The 18,990-nt window shown below is 69.8% G+C and carries 17 protein-coding genes; 11 read left to right on the forward strand and 6 right to left on the reverse strand.

The genetic code is table 11. The features are described 5' to 3' along the window. Positions 1 to 3 precede the first annotated feature (3 nt). Positions 4 to 1,140 (reverse strand): acyl-CoA dehydrogenase family protein, encoded by a 1,137-nt coding sequence (locus tag CQZ88_RS20930; protein ID WP_043800958.1) that lies wholly within the window; start codon positions 1,138 to 1,140, stop codon positions 4 to 6. A gap of 9 nt (positions 1,141 to 1,149) precedes the next feature. Next, positions 1,150 to 2,322, reverse strand: a complete 1,173-nt coding sequence (locus tag CQZ88_RS20935; RefSeq protein ID WP_029546726.1) for an acyl-CoA dehydrogenase family protein — start codon at positions 2,320 to 2,322, stop codon at positions 1,150 to 1,152. Between the two features lie 203 nt (positions 2,323 to 2,525). On the opposite strand from CQZ88_RS20935, the gene CQZ88_RS20940 reads away from it, so the two are divergent. After that, a complete protein-coding gene (locus tag CQZ88_RS20940; protein WP_006932215.1) occupies positions 2,526 to 3,164 on the forward strand; it encodes a TetR/AcrR family transcriptional regulator in 639 nt (212 codons plus the stop codon). On the opposite strand, the gene CQZ88_RS20945 is transcribed toward CQZ88_RS20940, so the two are convergent. Next, positions 3,145 to 3,648: a nitroreductase family deazaflavin-dependent oxidoreductase gene (locus tag CQZ88_RS20945; RefSeq protein WP_102800235.1), complete on the reverse strand. Its 504-nt coding sequence runs from the start codon at positions 3,646 to 3,648 to the stop codon at positions 3,145 to 3,147. The two genes, CQZ88_RS20940 and CQZ88_RS20945, sit on opposite strands and share 20 nt — an antisense overlap. Before the next feature lie 92 nt (positions 3,649 to 3,740). Between CQZ88_RS20945 and CQZ88_RS20950 the strand changes: the two genes are divergently transcribed. The 6 genes from CQZ88_RS20950 (at position 3,741) to CQZ88_RS20975 (ending at position 10,980) form a co-directional block, all read left to right on the forward strand. Continuing rightward, entirely contained in the window at positions 3,741 to 4,535 is a 795-nt protein-coding gene (locus CQZ88_RS20950; RefSeq protein ID WP_029546728.1) for an LLM class F420-dependent oxidoreductase, read from the forward strand. Between the two features lie 138 nt (positions 4,536 to 4,673). Continuing rightward, positions 4,674 to 5,900: an acetyl-CoA acetyltransferase gene (locus CQZ88_RS20955; RefSeq protein ID WP_102800236.1), complete on the forward strand. Its 1,227-nt coding sequence runs from the start codon at positions 4,674 to 4,676 to the stop codon at positions 5,898 to 5,900. A gap of 10 nt (positions 5,901 to 5,910) precedes the next feature. Beyond that, positions 5,911 to 7,428, forward strand: a complete 1,518-nt coding sequence (locus CQZ88_RS20960) for a carotenoid oxygenase family protein (protein ID WP_102800237.1) — start codon at positions 5,911 to 5,913, stop codon at positions 7,426 to 7,428. A 10-nt stretch (positions 7,429 to 7,438) separates the two neighbouring features. Further along, positions 7,439 to 8,380, forward strand: coding sequence for a helix-turn-helix domain-containing protein (locus tag CQZ88_RS20965; RefSeq protein WP_029546731.1), 942 nt, complete (start codon positions 7,439 to 7,441; stop codon positions 8,378 to 8,380). A 50-nt stretch (positions 8,381 to 8,430) separates the two neighbouring features. After that, positions 8,431 to 10,233 carry an ABC transporter substrate-binding protein/permease gene (locus CQZ88_RS20970; RefSeq protein WP_050036180.1) on the forward strand — a complete coding sequence of 601 codons (1,803 nt, stop codon included), beginning with the start codon at positions 8,431 to 8,433 and terminating at the stop codon, positions 10,231 to 10,233. A gap of 3 nt (positions 10,234 to 10,236) precedes the next feature. Next, positions 10,237 to 10,980: an amino acid ABC transporter ATP-binding protein gene (locus CQZ88_RS20975; protein WP_065923277.1), complete on the forward strand. Its 744-nt coding sequence runs from the start codon at positions 10,237 to 10,239 to the stop codon at positions 10,978 to 10,980. Positions 10,981 to 11,052: 72 nt separating this feature from the next. Here CQZ88_RS20975 and CQZ88_RS20980 read toward each other — a convergent pair whose 3' ends face one another. Then, positions 11,053 to 11,679, reverse strand: a complete 627-nt coding sequence (locus CQZ88_RS20980) for a TetR/AcrR family transcriptional regulator (RefSeq protein ID WP_029546733.1) — start codon at positions 11,677 to 11,679, stop codon at positions 11,053 to 11,055. A 149-nt stretch (positions 11,680 to 11,828) separates the two neighbouring features. Between CQZ88_RS20980 and CQZ88_RS20985 the strand changes: the two genes are divergently transcribed. The 4 genes from CQZ88_RS20985 (at position 11,829) to CQZ88_RS21000 (ending at position 17,560) form a co-directional block, all read left to right on the forward strand. Continuing rightward, the gene (locus CQZ88_RS20985; protein WP_102800238.1) at positions 11,829 to 13,427 is read left to right on the forward strand and encodes a bifunctional 3-(3-hydroxy-phenyl)propionate/3-hydroxycinnamic acid hydroxylase; all 1,599 of its coding nucleotides are present in this window, start codon (positions 11,829 to 11,831) and stop codon (positions 13,425 to 13,427) included. Then, positions 13,424 to 14,287, forward strand: coding sequence for an alpha/beta fold hydrolase (locus tag CQZ88_RS20990; protein WP_072636715.1), 864 nt, complete (start codon positions 13,424 to 13,426; stop codon positions 14,285 to 14,287). The genes CQZ88_RS20985 and CQZ88_RS20990 overlap by 4 nt, the downstream gene beginning before the upstream one ends. After that, positions 14,284 to 15,291: a VOC family protein gene (locus CQZ88_RS20995; protein ID WP_029546735.1), complete on the forward strand. Its 1,008-nt coding sequence runs from the start codon at positions 14,284 to 14,286 to the stop codon at positions 15,289 to 15,291. Before CQZ88_RS20990 ends, CQZ88_RS20995 begins: the two co-directional genes overlap by 4 nt. Positions 15,292 to 15,484: 193 nt before the next feature. Next, positions 15,485 to 17,560, forward strand: a complete 2,076-nt coding sequence (locus CQZ88_RS21000) for a PhoX family phosphatase (protein WP_102800239.1) — start codon at positions 15,485 to 15,487, stop codon at positions 17,558 to 17,560. A gap of 52 nt (positions 17,561 to 17,612) precedes the next feature. Here the strand turns inward: CQZ88_RS21000 and CQZ88_RS21005 are convergent, their stop codons facing one another. Together CQZ88_RS21005 and CQZ88_RS31470 are read right to left on the reverse strand one after the other, a co-directional pair. After that, positions 17,613 to 18,332 (reverse strand): haloacid dehalogenase type II, encoded by a 720-nt coding sequence (locus CQZ88_RS21005; protein WP_006932183.1) that lies wholly within the window; start codon positions 18,330 to 18,332, stop codon positions 17,613 to 17,615. A 61-nt stretch (positions 18,333 to 18,393) separates the two neighbouring features. Beyond that, a partial coding sequence (locus tag CQZ88_RS31470) for a CdaR family transcriptional regulator (protein WP_258008703.1) occupies positions 18,394 to 18,990 on the reverse strand: 597 nt, incomplete at its 5' end.

Below are 18,990 nucleotides of genomic sequence, written 5' to 3' on the forward strand. Positions count from 1 at the left end.
CGCTCACATGCCGGCGACCTCGATGCGGTCGTGGTCCGCGACGGCCCCGGCGAGGATCCGCACGTGATCCTCCACGGTGCCGAGCGTGTGCTCGATCGCAGTCAGCCGGCTCACGTAGTGGCCGACCGGGTATTCGGCGGTGATGCCGATACCGCCGTGCATCTGGATCGCCTCCTGCCCGACCTTCCGTGCCGACCGGCCCACCTGCAGCTTGGCCCGCGACGCGATGGTCGGGTCGACGATGCCGTCGGCGAGGGCCATGGTGGCGTACAGGCTCATGCTCGACGCCAGCTCGAGCAGCACGTACATGTCGGCCGCGCGGTGGGTCAGGGCCTGGAAGCGGGCGAGGGGAGCGCCGAACTGCTTGCGCTGCTTGAGGTAATCGGTCGTCAGGCGCAGCGTCTCGGCCAGCGCGCCGACCGCCTCCGCGCACAGGGCGGCCTGGGCCCGTACCTGGGCGGCGGTGATCGCCGCCGTCGCGTCCACGGCCGCACCGAGCGGCACGGCGACGGCCGAGTCGAGGACGAGTTGCGCGGCGCGGCGCTCGTCGTGGGTGCGGTACGCGGTGCGGGTGACGCCGGCCGCGTCGGCGTCGACGAGGAACAGCCCGACACCGCCCTCGGGAAGACGGGCGGACACGACGAACGTCTCGGCGCAATCCCCGTGCAGCACAGGATTCTTGCGGCCGGTGAGGGCCCAGGTGTCGCCGGTGCGGGCGGCGGTCGTGGCGACCTCGGTGGCGGGCCACCGGCTGCCGGGCTCGTCGTGGGCGAACGCGAGCAGCAGCGCGCCCTCGGACAGCCGCGGCAGGAGGTCCGCGCGCTGCTCGTCGGTGCCGACCTCGGCGACGAGGCCGCCCGGCAGGAACACCGCATTCAGCAGCGGTTCGGGGGCCAGGGCTCGGCCGATCTCGCCCATGACGGCCATGATCTCCACCGGTCCGGCGCCCATTCCGCCGTGCTCCTCGGCGAACGGCAGGCCGAGCACGCCGAGTTCGGCGAGCTGACGCCACACGTCGTCGCTCCAGCCGCGGTCGGTGTCGGCGACCTTGTTACGGGTCTCGGTGTCGTAGGTGCCCGAGAGCACGTCGCGGACGGTCTTGCGGAGCAGGTCCTGTTCGGTATCGAGTTCGAAGTTCATGACAGTGGCTCACAATCCGAGGATGGAGGAGGCAATGATCGAGCGCTGCACCTCGCTCGACCCGCCGTAGATGGACACCTTGCGGTAGTTCAGGTAGGTCGGGGCGGTGTGCTGCGCCCACTCCGGCGAGTCGATGCCCGCGGCGCCGACGGGCAGCGAGTCGGGTCCGGCGATGTCGGTGAGCAGTTCGGTGACCGCCTGCTGCAACTCCGAGCCGCGCAGCTTCAGCAGCGACGACGCCGGATTGGGCTTGCCGTCGGCGGACCCGGCGACCACCCGCAGCTGCGTGAGCTCGAGCGTGAGCAGTTCGTTCTCGAGCTCGGCGAGGCGCGCGGCGAACAGCGGGTCGTCGATCAGGGTGCCGGATCCGGTCCGGGTCTGCGCGGCGAGCTGCTTGGCGCGGGCGAGCCGCACCTTGGTGGCGCCGACGCGGGCGATGCCGGTGCGTTCGTTGCCGAGCAGGAACTTCGCGTAGCTCCAGCCCGCGTTCTCCTCGCCGACCAGGTTCTCGGCGGGGACCCGCACGTTCTCGAAGAAGACCTCGTTGACCTCGTAGCTGCCGTCGACGAGCTTGATCGGGCGGACGGTCACGCCGGGCGTGGTCATGTCGATGAGCAGCATCGAGATGCCGGCCTGCTTCTTCGGCGCATCCGGGTCGGTGCGCACCAGGCAGAAGATCCAGTCGGCGTGCTGGGCGAGGGTGGTCCACGTCTTCTGGCCGTTGACGATGTAGTCGTCGCCGTCTCGCACCGCGCGGGTCTTGAGTGAGGCCAGGTCGGAGCCGGCCTCGGGCTCCGAGAATCCCTGGCACCACCAGATGTCGAGGTTCGCGGTGGCGGGCAGGAAGCGCTCCTTCATCTCCTGCGAGCCGAACTGCGCGATCACGGGACCGATCATGGATGCGTTGAACGGCAGCGGATCGGGCACCGAGGCGAGCTGCATCTCGTTGAGCCAGATGTTTCGCTGCACGGGGGTCCAGTCCTTGCCGCCCCACTCGACGGGCCAGTTCGGCACCGCCAGACCCTTGGCGTTGAGGATCTGCTGGCTCCGGACGACCTCGTCGCGGTCCAGGTGCCGGCCGGCAGCCACTTTCTCTCGGATCTCGGCGGGGAACTCGGTGGTGAAGAACGTGCGCAGTTCGTCGCGGAACGCGAGCTCTTCGTCGGTGAGCTTCAGGTTCATGGGGGCCTTCCGTCACGGTTGTGCCTGTGCGAGCGCAGCATGGGACCACGGCCCGATCCCGTTTTCACGCTGCATGATTCGCGGAGGGATGGGGGCTCGTTCGCCCTGGTGCTGCGTACACCCGTACTGTAACTTGACACTGTTAGGTTGTCCAGGCCGACCCCGGGACCGACCCCCGGACCGACGCCGAGGAAGGAGCGCCGATGGCACGACCCCGTACCCCGCTGCTCAGCCGCCCGCTCATCCGCGAGACCGCCCTGCGCCTCGTCGACGCGCACGGACTCGACGAACTGTCCATGCGCAAGATCGCCGCCGAGCTCCATGTCAGCGCGCCGTCGCTGTACAGCCACTACTCGAACAAGGACGAGCTGCTCGACGACATCGCCGACCAGGTCGGCGAGTCCGTCGACATCAGCGGATTCGACACCGACGACTGGCAGGAGGCGCTGCGCGTCTGGGCGAGGTCCTACCGCGCCGCTCTCGCCGAGCACCCGAACCTCGTACCGTTCCTCGCGCGCAGCCCGGGCCGGCGCGAGGTCGCGCTCGATCAGGCCAACGCCGTGCACGGCGGCCTGACCCGGGCCGGGTGGCCGCCACGGACCGCGACCCTGATCGGCGCGTCGATCAAGTACATCGTCGTCGGCTCGGCCATCGCCTCGTTCTCGGGCGGCTTCCTCGACGACCTCACCATCTACCGGGAGCGCTATCCCCATCTGTCCCAGGCACACCGGCTGCGCGAGCACGCGGACGAGATCGACCGCGACGGCTTCGAGCTGGCGCTCGAGTCGTTCCTGCAGGGCCTGGCGCAGCGGTTCGCGAGCCTCACCGGCGCGGATCGCTGACCGGTCTGTAGGTACGGCGCAACCGCACGAACCGCAGATGCCGGCCCGCCGCCCGGTAGTCGGCCTCGCTGCCGTCGACGTCGAAGCCCATAGCCGCGCACAACCGCGGCGCGACCTTCGGGTGCCGGCGCCCGTACCGCGCCATGAACTCCGCCGCCTCCTCCGGATCGAGGAACTCCGCGGCCACCGCGACTCGTTCGCGGCCCGACTCGATCCGCGCCGCGGGATGCGCCCGCAGGTTGCGGTACCAATCGGTCTGCTTCCCGAAGCCGACGGCCACGACGAATCCACCGGACGTGTCCTCGTGGTTCACCACCTCGAGCACCGTCTGCCGCGGCACTCCGCTGCGCCGGCCGACGTGGTGCAGCAGCAGGAACCGGCGGCCCAGCACCCGCCCCAGCCCGATCCGGTAGAGGTGGATCGGAGCGCGCAGGAATCGGCGGCGCAGTCCGGTCGGTGGTGCGGCGGGCTCGGTGATGCGCATTCCTTCACTGTGCGCCCGATCCGTCCGCTGCACCACCGGGACGCCCACACGGATCGGCTGCGGGACCGGCGCGACGGCCCTACCGTTGACTCATGCACCGTCCCATTCGCATCGGTCTTCAACTGCAGCCCCAGCATCAGCCCGACTACGGGAAGATCCGCGACACCGTGCTCCGCGCCGAGGACGCCGGCGCCGACATCGTCTTCAACTGGGACCACTTCTATCCCCTCTCCGGGGACCCGGACGGCGCCCACTTCGAATGCTGGACGATGCTCGGCGCGTGGGCCGAACAGACCGAGCGCGTCGAGATCGGAGCGCTCGTCACCGGCGGCGGCTACCGCAATCCCGATCTGCTCGCCGACATGGCCCGCACCGTCGACCACATCAGCGGCGGCCGGCTCATCCTCGGCATCGGCGCGGGCTGGTTCGAGAAGGACTACGTCGAGTACGGCTACGACTTCGGCACCAAGGGTTCCCGGCTGAAACTGCTCGGCGAATACCTGCCCCGGATCACCGCGCGGCTCGCGAAGCTCAACCCCCCGCCGACCCGGCACATCCCGCTGCTCATCGGCGGCGGCGGACCCCGCAAGACCATCCCGCTGGTGGCGCAGTACGCCGACATCTGGCACAGCTTCGGGGACCTCGACACCCACACGGAGAAGGCGGAGATCCTCGCGGCGCGCTGCGCCGACGCCGGCCGCTCACCGAACGAGGTCGAGCGGTCCGTGCCGTGGCCCGGAACCGCGCACGCGGCCGCCTTCGTCGATGCGGGCGTCACCCTGTTCACCGTCGGTGTCGGCGGTCCCGACTACGACCTGAGCGGCCTCCTCGAGGCGATCGGGTGGCGGGACGAGAACTCCGCACCGCCGCTGTCCGGGCTGGCCTGACCGGGCGGCTCCAGGGCCGGGATGCGGCAACCGGGCGGTCCGGTTCCCGGCTGCCTGCGCGCACATCGTCGTTGCGTCCGCCTGGTCACTCTGTTTACTGTAGTTGAAGCCACGTATGGTCGACCCCCGCGGAAGGCGGTGAGCGGCGTGAACCCTGAAGGCGTGTGGATCGCCGGTGGATACCAGTCCGACTTCGCGCGGAACCTGACCCGGGAGGACCGGAACATCGCGGACCTCGTCGCGGAGACGGTGACGGAAACGCTGCGCGACGCCCGCATCGACGTCGCCGACGTCGGGGTGATCCACGTCGGCAATGCCTTCGGACAGCTCTACACCGGCCAGGGACACCTCGGCGGCATGCCGGCCTCCGTGCTGCCCGAGCTGTGGGGGATCCCGGCCACCCGGCACGAGGGGGCCTGCGCGTCCGGCTCCCTTGCCGTGCTCGCCGCGATGGCCGATCTCGAGGCCGGGCGCTACGACTGCGCCCTCGTGCTCGGCGTCGAACTCGAACGGTGCGTCCCCGGCGACGCCGGCACCCGGGTCATGAACGCCGCGGCCTGGGTGGGACAGGAAGGCGCCGACGCGAAGTACATGTGGCCGTACATGTTCGACAAGATCGCCGACGAATACGACCGCCGCTACGGCCTCGACGACGAGCACCTGAGGGCGATCGCGGAACTGAACATCCGCAACGCCCGCGCCAATCCGAATGCGCAGACCCGCAACCGGACCTACGGACCCGGCAGTTTCGGCCCGGACGAGGCCGCCAATCCGGTGGTCGAGGGACGCCTCCGCAGGACCGACTGCAGTCCGCTGACGGACGGCGCCGCGGGCATGGTGCTGCTGAGCAACCGCTACCTGAGCCGGCACCCACGCACCGTCGACGACATGTCCCGCATCCTCGGCTGGGGCCACCGCACGGTCGGACTGTCCTTGTCCGGCAAGCTCGCCCGCGACGGCGACGATCCCCTCGTCATGCCCCACGTGCGCGCCACGATCGTCGACGCGTTCGAGCGGAGCGGCATCGGCGGCGTCCGGGACCTCGACCTGATCGAAACACACGACTGCTTCACCGTCAGCGAATACCTGGCCGTCGACCACTTCGGGATCACCGCCCCCGGCCGGAGCTGGCAGGCGATCGAGAACGGCGACCTCGAAATCGGCGGCCGCATCCCCATGAACCCCAGCGGGGGCCTTCTCGGCGGCGGGCATCCGGTCGGCGCCACCGGAGTCCGGATGCTGCTGGACTGCCACCGCCAGATCACCGGCCGCGCCGGCGACTACCAGGTCCCCGGCGCCACGCGAGCCGCGACCCTGAACATCGACGGAAGTACGACCACCACGGTCAGTTTCGTCGTCGGCTGAAAGGACATCCATGGAACTCGAGATTCTGGGACGGGCACTGTCCACCCTGCCCGCGGACGACGACCACCCGTACCGCACCGGTCCGTGGCGCCCGCAGCACACGGAGCGGCGTGCCGACGACCTCGAGGTGATCGGCGACCTGCCGGCCGACCTCGACGGCGTGTACCTGCGCAACACCGAGAACCCGGCGCACCCGGCACTCGAAGGTCTCTATCATCCCTTCGACGGTGACGGCATGATTCACGTCGTCGGATTTCGCGACGGAAAAGCCTTCTACCGTAACAGATTCGTGAAGACCGACGGCTTCCTGGCCGAGCAGGAGGCCGGTGGCCCGTTGTGGGCGGGCATCGCCGAACGGCCGCAGAACTCGATCCGCCAGGACGGCTGGGGCGCCCGCGGCCGCATGAAGGATGCCTCCAGTACGGACGTCACCGTGCATCGCGGCGTCGCCCTGACCAGCTTCTGGCAGTGCGGGGACCTCTACCGCCTCGACCCGACCACGCTCGAGACCCTCGGCAAGGCGACGTGGGACGGCCGATTCCCCTCCGACTGGGGCGTTTCCGCGCATCCCAAGGTCGACGTCCGCACCGGCGAACTGCTGTTCTTCAACTACGGCACCGACGCCCCGTACCTGCACTACGGCGTGGTCGACGCCGACGATCGGCTGGTGCACTACGTCGACATCCCCCTGCCCGGCCCCCGCCTGCCCCACGACATGGCGTTCACCGAGAACTACGCGATTCTCAACGACTGCCCCCTGTTCTGGATCCCGGAGGCCCTCGCGCGCGGCAGGTACGTGCCGCGCTACCACCCCGACCTGCCGATGCGGCTCGGCGTGATTCCCCGGCGCGGCCGTCCCGACCAGATCACCTGGTTCGACGCCGACCCGACCTACGTGCTGCACTGGACCAACGCCTACGAAGACGGCGACGAGATCGTGCTCGAGGGATTCCATCAGGAGACACCGGAACCGCCGGACGACGGCACCGGACCGATCTACCGGCGGCTGTTCCGTTCGCTGGCGCTCGACCGCATGGGCACCCACCTGCACCGCTGGCGGCTGAACCTGCGCACCGGCTCGCTCACCGAGGAACGGCTGTCCGAGTCCGTCACCGAATTCGGGATGATCAATCCGCATCACGGCGGCGTCCGCCACCGCTACACCTACGCCGCGACGGGGGTGCCGGGCTGGTTCCTCTTCGACGGCCTCGTCAAAAACGACGTGCAGACGGGGGCGGAGGAGCACTACTCGTTCGGCGAGGGCGTCTTCGGCAGCGAGACCGTGATGGCGCCCCGCACCGGGTCGGCCGCCGAGGACGACGGCTACCTGATCACGATCACCACCGACATGAACCGGGACCGGTCCGAATGCCTGGTCTTCGACGCGCGGCAACCGGGGGACGGACCGCTCGCGCGGATCGGACTCCCCGAACGGGTCTCGAGCGGCACCCACTCGACCTGGGCGGCGGGTTCGGACCTCCCGGGGTGGCGGGACGCGGACCGGGCAGGCGACGTCCTGAACCTATGATCAGCTGTCGATGGCAGGTTCCGGCACGGTCACCGAACTCGAGCCGGGCGGTGACAACGCGATCGCGGTCACCCTCGGCATCCTCGGCGACGAGTGGAACCTGTGGATTCTGCGGTACGCGTTGCAGGGCGACCGCCGCTACCGGGACTGGATCGAGCGGGGGGAGATCTCCAACGCGGTGCTGACCGCGCGCCTGGCCCGCCTCACCGACGCGGAACTCCTCGAGCGGGTGCAGTACCAGGAGCGGCCGGCTCGGCACGAGTACCGGTTGACGGCCCGCGGCCACGGCGTGTGGCCGGTTCTGCTCACCATGTGGGCGTGGGAACAGCAGTGGGCGCCCGATCACCGGGGACAGCTCCCGGCCAGGCGGCACGCGGTCTGCGGCGCCCGGTTCACACCGGTGCTCGTCTGCGGCCACTGCGACCGGCCCGCCGGCGCACCCGACGTGGACGCGCAGCTCGGCCCCAGCGGACAGTGGCCGCGCAGCGTGCCGGCCGCGACCGGTCGCCGACGGTCCGGCCGTGCTCGCGCGCCGGAGATCCTGCCGCACACGATGGAACTGCTCGGCGACCGGTGGTCGGCGGCGCTGCTCGGGGCGGCGTTCCTCGGCGCCACCCGCTACGGGCAGTTCGCCGAGCGCATGGGGGCACCTCCGACGGTGGTGGCCGACCGGCTCCGGCGCTTCACCGAGCTGGGCGTCCTGCAGGAACTGCCCAATCCCGACCGCCCGGCGTGGGTGACCTACCACCTCACCGACAAGGGGCGGGCGTTCTTCCCCGTCGTCGCCTGCATGATCGACTGGGGGCTGCGCTGGTTCCGCGCACCGGAGGGACCGGCGATCGTCCTGCGTCACCGCCTCTGCGGCCACACCTTCGCACCCGCACTGACGTGCAGTCACTGCAGGGAGCGGCTGCGGGCCTCCACCGTCTCGATCGAACCCACCGGCGGCTGACCCGCCCCGGCACATCCGTCGGACGGCGCGATTCGGATTAGGCTCCCACCATGCCCGAATCCGTGATGGCGAAACGGAGCACCGTGGCGGCGCTACTCCTGGCGGTGCTCCTGGCGCTGACTGCGACGGCCTGTTCCTCAGGCGGTGGTCGACCGTCGGCTCCCCAGGACCTGTGTTCCCCGCCCGGGGTCGGCGGGGCCTCCGCCGCACCGACCAATCTCGACACGTCGGCCGCCGCCGCGGAGGACCGCTACACCACCCCGGGCGTGGTGCCGCTCGAGTCGATCGACGTTTCCGGGCTGAACCTCATCACCCCCGGTGTGCTCACCGTAGGCACGCTCTCCGACGCGCCACCGAGCATCTGCGTGAACTCCCAGGGCGAGTTCACCGGCTACGACAACGAACTGCTGAAGGCCATCGCCGAGAAACTCGGTCTCCGCGTGGAGTTCGTCGGCACCGAGTTCGCGGGCCTGCTCGCCCAGGTGGCCGGCCGGCGCTTCGACGTCGGCTCGTCGTCGATCACCACCACGGACGAACGTCGCCGGCTGGTCGGCTTCACCAACGGCTACGACTTCGGCTACTTCTCGCTGGTCGTGCAGAACGGCAGTCCCATCCGCGGCTTCGGGGACCTGAACGCGTCCACCCGCATCGGGGTCGTGCAGGGAACCGTCCAGGACGACTACGTCGTCAACACCCTCGGTCTCGATCCGGTGAAGTTCCCGGACTACAACACCGCGTACGCGAACCTGAAGACCGGCCAGATCGACGCGTGGGTGGCGCCGTCGCAGCAGGCCGAGGGCGCGATCGCGCCGGGTGATCCGACGTCGATCGTGCAGAACACGTTCAGCCTCAACAACTACGTCGGCTGGGCCGTGTCCCGGGAGAACCAGGCGCTGATCGACGCGCTCAACTCCGGGCTCGACGCCGTGATCGCCGACGGCACCTGGGCCGAGCTCTACACCGAATGGGTCCCCCGGGAACTGCCCGAGGGCTGGAAGCCCGGCAGCAAGGCCGCGCCGGAACCCGACCTGCCGGACTTCGCGGCGCTGGCCGCCGAAAACACCGCCAGCGGCGAGGAGCCGGCGGCCACGGCCCCGAAGTCCACGCTCGAACAGCTGCGCGAGACGTTCTTCTCGTGGGAGCTGTACCGGCACGCCTTCCCGGATCTGCTGAAGACCGGTCTGCCGAACACCCTGATCCTGGCGCTGACCTCCGGGCTCGCCGGCACGGTCCTCGGCATGCTGCTCGCCATGGCGGGGATATCGCGCACCCGCTGGCTGCGCTGGCCCGCCCGCGTCTACACCGACATCTTCCGCGGCCTGCCCGCGGTGGTGATCATCCTGCTCGTCGGCCTCGGCCTCGGCCCGGTGGTGCAGGGCGCCACGGGCAACAACCCGTACTGGCTGGGCGCGGCGGCGCTGGCGCTGCTCGCGGCCGCATACATCGGGGAGATCTTCCGCTCCGGCATCCAGTCGGTCGAACCGGGGCAGATGGAGGCGGCCCGGGCCCTGGGCTTCAGCTACCGCCGGGCGCTGACACTGGTGGTGATCCCGCAGGGCGTGCGGCGCGTGCTGCCCGCGCTGATGAACCAGTTCATCTCGCTCATCAAGGACTCGTCGCTCATCTACTTCCTCGGTCTGCTGGCCACCCAGCGCGAACTGTTCGCCGTCGGCCGCGACCTGAACGCGCAGACCGGCAACCTCTCGCCGCTCGTCGCGGCGGGCCTGTTCTACCTCATCCTCACCGTGCCGTTGACTCATCTCGTGAACTACATCGACCACCGCCTGCGCACCGGCCGGCCCGAGGCCACCCTCGACCCGCTCGAGCAGGAACTCGTCGTGGAGAGGGGCTGACCGATGCCGACCACCATCCGGGACAGCGTGTCCCTCACCGGGACCGGACTGCACCTGGCCTTCGGCACCAACAAGGTGCTGCGCGGCGTCGACATCCACGTCGACGCCGGCAAGACCGTCACCGTCATCGGCCCGTCCGGCTCGGGCAAGTCGACCCTGCTGCGCGTGCTCAACCGGCTGCACGAACCCGACGCCGGCGACATCCTCCTCGACGACCGCTCGGTGCTGAAGGACAACCCCGACGAGCTGCGGCAGCGGATCGGGATGGTGTTCCAGCACTTCAACCTCTTCCCGCACAAGACGGTGGCCGAGAACATCGCGCTCGGCCCCCGCAAGCTCAAGGGGCTGTCGAAGGAGCAGGCCCGCGCGCTCGCCCTCGAACAACTCGATCTCGTCGGCCTGAAGCACAAGGCCGACTCCCGTCCCGGCAACCTGTCCGGCGGGCAGCAGCAGCGCGTCGCGATCGCCCGCGCGCTCGCGATGGCCCCGCAGGTGATGTTCTTCGACGAGGCCACCTCGGCGCTCGACCCGGAGCTGGTCAAGGGGGTCCTCGCCCTGATGGCCGATCTCGCGTCCGGCGGCATGACGATGGTGGTCGTCACCCACGAGATGGGCTTCGCCCGCTCGGCGTCGGACACGGTGGTGTTCATGGACCACGGCGCGGTCGTGGAAACCGGTCCCCCCGACGAACTGTTCGACGCCCCGAAGACCGAACGACTGCAGCAGTTCCTGTCGCAGGTGCTGTAGGCCGCTCCGCGGCCGGTGCGTCCTTCGGGTTGCCCCAGCCGCCCAAAGGACGCACCGGCGCGGTGCGCGAGGTCAGCCTCCTTCGGAAGTGCTCAACCGCTGCGCCGCGTCGTAGAGCGAATGGGCGTGTAGTTCGAACAGGGCGACGAGATCGACGCTGTCGCCGCCGATCTCCTTGGCGATGAACAGCCCGTCGGCGCCGGCCATCGCGTACGTGGTCAGCAGGGCGACCGAGCCGTCCGACAGGCCGGGCGCGAGGTCGCGGATTGCGTCGACGAGGCGGAGGCGTGCTTGCTCACGCACCTGCAAGAACATTGTGCGGGCGCTCGGTTCGACCGGGCGCCGCTCGAGGGTGAGCATCAGCCCCAGCCGCAGGAAGTCCGGTGAATCCAACAGCGTCTTCGCGACCTGCATCGCCAGGGCCACGATGCGTTCGCGTGGGTTGTCGCCGTCCGGTACGGTCCACCCGGACAGCCAGGTGTCGAAACTGCGCTCGATCACCGCGGCGATCAGCTCGTCCTTGTCCTTGAAATGCCAGTAGATCGAGCTCGCGGGCAGACCGCACTTCTTGCTCACCAGCGCAATGCTGGTGCCCTCGTAGCCGCGCTCGGCGGCGACCTCCACGGCGGCGTCCAGAATCCGGCGACGGGACTCCTCGCCGTTCGCGCGGCGCTGCCGGGTCCTCTTCTGCTCGTCCACGAGCGCTCCTCAGGTTGCGACGGTGTGTATTGACTCACACTGCACGCCAGCTTACTGTAGTGACCACTACAGGAACAATCCCTGATCTTCGGCGGCCGGATTCCACCCCGCCGATCGACACCCTTCCCCGCTCGACGAGAGGTCTCGACGTGACCGACATCCCGCACTACGACGTCGCCGTCATCGGCTACGGCCCCACCGGCGTGACCGCCGCGAACATCCTCGGCCAGATCGGATTGAAAGTGCTTGTGATCGAGCGCAATCCGGATATCTACGGCAGGGCGAGGGCAATCTCCACCGACGAGGAGGTGCTGCGAATCTGGCAGCAGGTCGGCCTGGCGGACCGCCTGCAGGAGGACATGCTCGCCGGCAACGCCGCTACCTTCGTCGACGCGAACGGCGCACCGTTCACGGAGATCGCACCGGTGTCCCACGGATCCGGTCACCCGCCTCAGCAGTTCATCTACCAGCCCGCACTCGAGAAGGTGCTGCGCGGCGGGGTCGAACGATTCCCCAACGTGGATGTCCTGCTCGAGCACGAGTGCCTGCGGGTCCTCCAGGACGCGACCGGGGTCGAGCTGATGCTGGCCGACCTACGGAACGACGCCTTCGAACGCGTGCGTGCGTCCTACGTGATCGCCGCCGACGGTGGCGCGAGCCCCACCCGTGCTCAGCTCGGGATCGGCTACGAGGGCCGGACCTACGCCGAACGGTGGGTGGTCATCGATACGAAGGTGCTGCAGGAGTGGCCGGGCCACGATCGGCTCCGGTTCCACTGCAACCCCGACCGTCCGACCGTGGACTGCCCGACACCGCTCGGACACCACCGGTGGGAATTCCCGGTCCGCGACGACGAGGACGAGGACGAACTGGTCACCGACGCAGCGATCTGGCGCGTACTCAACAACCAGGGCATCACCGACACGCAGGTGAAGATTCTCCGCGCAGTCGTCTACAGCCACCACGTGCGCTTCGCCGACCGCTGGCGCGTCGGCCGGGTCTTCCTCGCCGGCGACGCCGCCCACGCGATGCCGCCGTGGATCGGCCAGGGCATGTCCGCCGGGGTGCGCGACGTGGCAAACCTGTGCTGGAAGCTCGCCGCAGTGCTCGACGGCACCCTGCCCGAATCGATCCTCGACAGCTATCAACTGGAACGCCTGCCCCATGTGCGGGAGGTGACCGACCGCGCGGTCAAGGTGGGCCGGCTCATCACCCAGCGGCACCCTGTACTCGCGGCCGTGCGTGATCGGTTCTTCCGGATTGCCATGCGGGTACCGGGGATTCCCGAATGGCTACGCGACAATCGGTGGATCCCGGACGCCTTCTACCCCCGAGGCCTGCTGGCCGGCCCGAAGGCGGTCGCGTCGGCGGCGGTGGGATGGCTCGTACCGCAGCCGTGGGTGCTGGACGAGAAGGGCAGCCTCGAACGCCTCGACGACGTGCTCGGTGGGCGATGGACGATCCTGCATGTCGGCTCGCCGGACTCGTGGCCCGGCTGGCGCACCGCCGGCGTACCGACCGTGCGCCTGGCCGGTCCCGGCGCCGCCCCGGCCGCCGACACCGTCGTCGACACGAACGGCACCCTGATCCGGTGGATGCGCGCCAAGGGTGCCACCGTCCTGGCCCTGCGGCCGGACGGGGTCGTCTACGCCGCCGCCGGACCCGACACCAACCTGGCGCCGCCCCCGCCGGGAATGAAAGCCGCCCCATCCATTCGCCTTTCCGAGGAAACGGAGACCCTCGCATGACCCGCACAGCGCTGACCGAACGCACCGTGACCGTCGCCGGCAAGGACATCTTCTTCGCCGAAACCGGAGAAGGGCCGGCGGTACTGCTGCTGCACGGCGGCGGGCCCGGCGCCTCCGGGGTGTCCAACTATTCCCGCAACATCGACGAGCTCGCCCGGAAGTTCCGGGTGATCGTGCCGGACCTGCCCGGTTACGGACGCTCGAGCAAGGGCGTCGACCGGTCCGATCCGTTCGGCTACCTCGCCGACAACATCCGCGGACTGCTCGACGCCCTGAACCTCGGCCGTGCCCACCTGGTCGGCAACTCCTACGGCGGTGCCTGCGCCCTCCGCCTGGCTCTCGACACCCCGGAACGGGTCGAGAAGATGGTGCTCATGGGCCCCGGTGGCATCGGCACCACGCGCGGGCTGCCCACTCCCGGCCTGCAATCGCTGCTGTCGTACTACACCGGCGACGGTCCCTCACGCGACAAGCTCGAAGGCTTCATTCGCAAGTACCTGGTCTTCGACGGGGCCACCGTACCCGACGAGGTGATCGACGAACGCTACCGGTCGAGCATCGATCCGGCCGTGGTGGCCGATCCGCCGCTGCGCCGTCCCTCCGGGCCCGGCGCCCTGCGCACGCTGTGGGGCATGGACTTCACCCGCGACCGGCGACTGCGCCGGCTCGCCACCCCCACGCTGGTGATCTGGGGCGCCGACGACAAGGTCAATCGTCCGAGTGGTGGCCGCATGCTGGCACACACCATGCCCAACTGCGACCTGCTGCTCGCCGCGAACACCGGCCACTGGGTGCAGTGGGAACGCGCCGACTTCTTCAACGCCGTCACCACGGCCTTCCTCACCGGGAGCACCCGATGACCACCGCGGACTCGCTGTTCGGCTCCGTCCACCTCGGTTACGTCGTCATCGAGACGAACAAGTTCGCCGACTGGCACCGCTTCGGCCGCGACGCGATCGGCCTGCACGCCGACCGGCTTTCCGCCCAGGCCATGCGATTTCGGCTCGACGACCACGAATGCCGGTTCCTGCTGCAACGCGGCGACGCGGAGGACGTCACCGCCCTGGGCTGGGAGATCGACGATCACGGATCGTTCGACCGGATCGTCGCCCGGGTGCGCGACCGCGGCGTCCCGGTCACCGAAGGCACCGACGAGGAGGCGGCCCTGCGCGGCGTCGAACGTCTGCTGCGTTTCCCCGGGCCGAAGGGCATCGACCAGGAGATCTTCACCCGTGCCCGCACCACCACCACGCCGCTGGCGATGAGCAACGCCGGATTCGTCACCGGCGCATCGGGAATGGGACACGTCGCGATCACCTCGACCCGGCCGCACACGCTGCACGGCTACTACGGCACCGTCTTCGACGCCCGGCTGTCCGACTACATCGACGAAACCATCAGCGGTGCCAAACTCAAGATCCGCTTCCTGCGCGTCAACGAACGCCACCACTCGGTGGCGATCGCCGCGGTGCGCGGTCTTCCCGTCGACCCGGTCCGCACCCGGATCCAGCACCTGAACATCCAGGTCACCGAGCTCGACGACATGACCCGGTCCTACCAGCGTGTCAAGGAACTCGGCTTCGACATGGCCCTCGGCGTCGGCCAGCATACAAACGATCGCGAGCTGTCCTACTACGCTCGCACACCGTCCGGGTTCGAGTGGGAGGTCGGCTGGAACCCCATCGTGGTCGACGAATCCACCTGGGAGCCGACCACGCACCGCGGCATCAGCATCTGGGGCCACACCCCCGAGGGGCAGACCGTCGTCGACAAGCTGGTCCAGTTCAAGACGGCCGCACTGTCGCTGCGCCGCCCCGAGCAGACCGTCCCCGCGCTCAGCGGAACCGGAATCGCCGACGACTGATCGCTCCTCGGTGGGGGTTCCGCATCCGCACGATTCCCGGTCGGTCGCGACAGCAGTCCGATGTCGCGGCCGACCGGGCGGGGCGCGGATGTGCCGAGGGGCGGGCTCACCGCCCGTTCACCTTCTCGTTCCCTTTACCTGGTTTCGGTCTCCTACGGTGCCCGCGTTGAACCGATTCGACGAGGGAGTACCTGTGAGTCCGAAGCCCCTGCCGCTGATCGTCACGCACGACGGCACATCGTCGCGCGCCGCCGTCACCTGCCGCTACAAGTGCGGCAACGCGTGTTCCCACGCGGTGCCCAACACCTCCGGGGGCGAGTACTTCGGCGACATCGTGCGCACCGCCCTGACCCGGCGCGGCGTGCTGCGCGGCGGAGCGATGGCGGTTCTCGCGGTCGGTGCGGGCGGCGTGCTCGCCGCGTGTTCCGACGACGCGGGCAGCACCGGCGGCGCCACGACGGCGGGCCCGGCGGACCTCGGCCCCGTGCCCACCGGCACCGACTTCACCGCCGTCGCGCCGAACACCGACGACGCCGTGACCGTCCCCGAGGGCTACGACCAGGCCGTCGTGATCCGCTGGGGTGACCCGGTGCTGCCCGACGCGCCGGCCTTCGACATCGGCAACCAGACCGCGGCCGCGCAGGAGAAGCAGTTCGGTTACAACAACGACTTCGCCGGGCTGCTGCCCGTCGACGGCGTGCCGAACACCTACCTGCTGGTGGTCAACCACGAGTACACGTCCGAGCCGTTCATGTTCGCCGGCTACGACGCCGAGAACCCCACCGAGGAGCAGGTGCGCATCGGCTGGGCCAACCACGGGCTGTCCGTCGTGCAGGTCAAGGGCGAGGCCGGATCCGGGCGCCTCACACCCGAATTCGGCCCGTACAACCGCCGGATCACCGGCCTGACCGAGTTCGCCCTCACCGGCCCCGCCGCCGGAAGCGACCTGGTCAAGACCGCCGCCGACCCGACCGGAACCCGCGTGCTCGGCACCCTGAACAACTGCGCCGGCGGGCTCACCCCGTGGGGCACGGTGCTCTCCGGCGAGGAGAACTTCAACCAGTACTTCGCGAACGCCGAGAACGTCACCGATCCCGTGGCCGCCGAGCGACTGGCCCGGTACGGCCTCGAGGGCGGCGCCTCGGAACGGCTGTGGGAGCGCTTCGACCCGCGCTTCGACATCGTCGCTACCCCCAACGAGGTCAACCGGTTCGGCTGGGTCGTCGAGGTGAACCCGTGGGACGCGACGTCCGTGCCGGTCAAGCACACCGCGCTCGGCCGGTTCAAGCACGAGGCCGCGACGATCCACGTCACCGGCGACGGCACCGTCGTCTCCTACAGCGGCGACGACGAACGCTTCGACTACATGTACAAGTTCGTCTCCTCCCGGACGATGCAGAGCGGCACGTCGCAGGCCGCGATGCGGCACAACATGACGCTGCTCGACGCCGGAACCCTGTACGTGGCCAAGCTGACCGGTGATGCGCCGGACGAGATCGACGGCAGCGGTACGCTTCCCGCCTCCGGCACGTTCACCGGCACGGGGGAGTGGATCCCGCTGCTGCGCACCGCCGAGGACGGCCGCGGCGAGTCCCTGGTCGACGGCATGACCGCCGAGGAGGTCGCCGTGTTCACCCGTCTGGCCGCGGACAAGGTCGGGGCCACCAAGATGGACCGGCCCGAGGACTTCGAACCGAACCCGGTCACCGGCAAGATCTACGTGGCGCTGACCAACAACTCCAAGCGCGGCGAGGAGGGCAAGGCCGCGGCCGACGTGGCGAACCCCCGCAACAACAACAAGAACGGGCAGGTGCTCGAACTCGACGACGACCACGCGGGCACGTCGTTCACGTGGAACCTGCTGCTGGTCTGCGGCGACCCGGAGGCCGCCGACACCTACTTCGGCGGCTTCGACAAGGCTCAGGTCAGCCCGATCTCGTGCCCGGACAACCTGGCGTTCGACCCGCACGGCAACCTGTGGATCTCCACCGACGGCAACGCGCTGAAGTCCAACGACGGGCTGTTCAGCGTCGTGCTCGACGGTCCGCGCCGCGGCGAGACCCGGCAGTTCCTCACCGTCCCCGTCGGCGCGGAGACGTGCGGGCCGATCGTGCAGGAGAACCGCGTCGTGGTGTTCGTGCAGCACCCGGGCGAGACCGACGACGCCACGTGGGACGCCCCGTCGTCGCACTGGCCCGACGGCGGCACCTCGCAGCCGCGCCCGGCCGTCGTCGCGGCCTGGAAGTCCGACGGCCTGATCGGCGCCTGACCCCGTGCGCGCTTCTGGTAGTAGCCGCTACCAGAAGCGCGCACGGGCGCCGTCAGGCGTCGAGGCGGCGCGCGAGGTCGACGAGGTCGTCGGCGATCACGTCCCAGTCGTGTTCGGCGTGCAGGTCCGTGGCCTGGGCCGGGCCGTGTTCGGTGGGTCGCGCGAAGAACGCGGTCTTCAGGCCGCAGGCGCGCGCGGCCGCCAGGTCCTCGTTGTGGGCGGCGCACATGCACACCTCGCCCGGCTCCAGGCCCAGGATGTCTGCCGTGCGCAGATAGGCCTCGGGCATGGGTTTGTAGGCCCGGGCGACCTCCGCACCGAGGATGGCATCCCAGGGCAGACCCGCGCGCTTGGCGATATCGACCATCATGCTGACGTTGCCGTTCGACAGCGGCGCGACGACGAAGCGCTGCTTCAGCCGCGTGAGCCCCTCGACGGCGTCCGGCCACGGATCCAGTTCGTGCCAGGCACGGTTGAGCTGATCGAGTTCGTGCCCCGGTATGCCCGCCGGGTCGATGCCGAAGCGGCGCAGGGCGTCGTCCAGGTTCTCCCGGTGCAGCACGTCGAGACGCACGAAGGGCCGCCTGCCCTCGCGTACCGCCTGCATGGCCGGTTGGTAGCGCGCGCGCCAGGCATCCGCGAACTCCGCGGGTTCGACACTGCTCCCGTGACGAGCCAGGAACGGTGCCGCCGCGCGCGCGATGCTGGTGCGCCAATCCACCACACTGCCGAACACGTCGAAGACGAGTGCCTTCACGCCGGGCATGCTCATACGGTGCCTCCTGGAATCGACCGACCGTGCCGATGTTGTCACAGTCGGGATACCCGGCGCGTCAGCGCAACACCGCCTCCCCGAGGAATTCGCACGCCTGCAACGCCAGCGCGATGTCCAGCTTGTCGTGCACCGCGGGCGCGCGGGTCGGGTCGCCGAGGGCCTTGTTGATCCGGTACTTGACGGTGTTGCGGTGCAGGTTCAGCCGTTCGGCGGTGTGCAGGTGGCTCTCACCGGTGGCGAAGTAGGTGCCGAGCGTGACCCGCAGCATCGCGGCCTGCTCGGTGTCGTCGGCGAGCGGGCCCAGAATCTCGCCCACCCACGCCCGAGCGGCGTCGAGGTTGCGGGCGAGCAGCGACACCACGGCGACGCCGCGATCCCCGAACCCGATGACCCGCCGGGTGCACGTGGCCTGGGCCACCGCGATCGAATACGCGGCCTCGGCCTGTTCGTGCGAGCGCCGGAAACCGGCGAGGCCGGAGCCGGGCAGGCCCAGCGCGAGGCGGCCGGCGGGATGGGATCGGACGACGGAATCGAGTGCTGCCGTGTCGATCGTCGGCCGGTGCCGATCGAACGGCAGCCAGGCCCACACCGTGCGCCGGTCGATGGCGGTGAGGATCGGCGGGGCATCCGACCCGAGGTGCACCGCCACCGCGCG

The sequence above is a fragment of the Rhodococcus sp. ENV425 genome, from assembly GCF_002887785.1.
Lineage (GTDB): Bacteria > Actinomycetota > Actinomycetes > Mycobacteriales > Mycobacteriaceae > Rhodococcus > Rhodococcus aetherivorans.

What these genes read in the sequence shown, in the direction of transcription:
- CQZ88_RS20930 (WP_043800958.1), bottom strand. Translation starts at nt 1,140, where the DNA reads ATGAACTTCGAACTCGATACCGAACAGGACCTGCTCCGCAAGACCGTC.
- CQZ88_RS20935 (WP_029546726.1), bottom strand. Translation starts at nt 2,322, where the DNA reads ATGAACCTGAAGCTCACCGACGAAGAGCTCGCGTTCCGCGACGAACTG.
- CQZ88_RS20940 (WP_006932215.1), top strand. Translation starts at nt 2,526, where the DNA reads ATGGCACGACCCCGTACCCCGCTGCTCAGCCGCCCGCTCATCCGCGAG.
- CQZ88_RS20945 (WP_102800235.1), bottom strand. Translation starts at nt 3,648, where the DNA reads ATGCGCATCACCGAGCCCGCCGCACCACCGACCGGACTGCGCCGCCGA.
- CQZ88_RS20950 (WP_029546728.1), top strand. Translation starts at nt 3,741, where the DNA reads ATGCACCGTCCCATTCGCATCGGTCTTCAACTGCAGCCCCAGCATCAG.
- CQZ88_RS20960 (WP_102800237.1), top strand. Translation starts at nt 5,911, where the DNA reads ATGGAACTCGAGATTCTGGGACGGGCACTGTCCACCCTGCCCGCGGAC.
- CQZ88_RS20965 (WP_029546731.1), top strand. Translation starts at nt 7,439, where the DNA reads ATGGCAGGTTCCGGCACGGTCACCGAACTCGAGCCGGGCGGTGACAAC.
- CQZ88_RS20970 (WP_050036180.1), top strand. Translation starts at nt 8,431, where the DNA reads ATGCCCGAATCCGTGATGGCGAAACGGAGCACCGTGGCGGCGCTACTC.
- CQZ88_RS20975 (WP_065923277.1), top strand. Translation starts at nt 10,237, where the DNA reads ATGCCGACCACCATCCGGGACAGCGTGTCCCTCACCGGGACCGGACTG.
- CQZ88_RS20990 (WP_072636715.1), top strand. Translation starts at nt 13,424, where the DNA reads ATGACCCGCACAGCGCTGACCGAACGCACCGTGACCGTCGCCGGCAAG.
- CQZ88_RS20995 (WP_029546735.1), top strand. Translation starts at nt 14,284, where the DNA reads ATGACCACCGCGGACTCGCTGTTCGGCTCCGTCCACCTCGGTTACGTC.
- CQZ88_RS21005 (WP_006932183.1), bottom strand. Translation starts at nt 18,332, where the DNA reads ATGAGCATGCCCGGCGTGAAGGCACTCGTCTTCGACGTGTTCGGCAGT.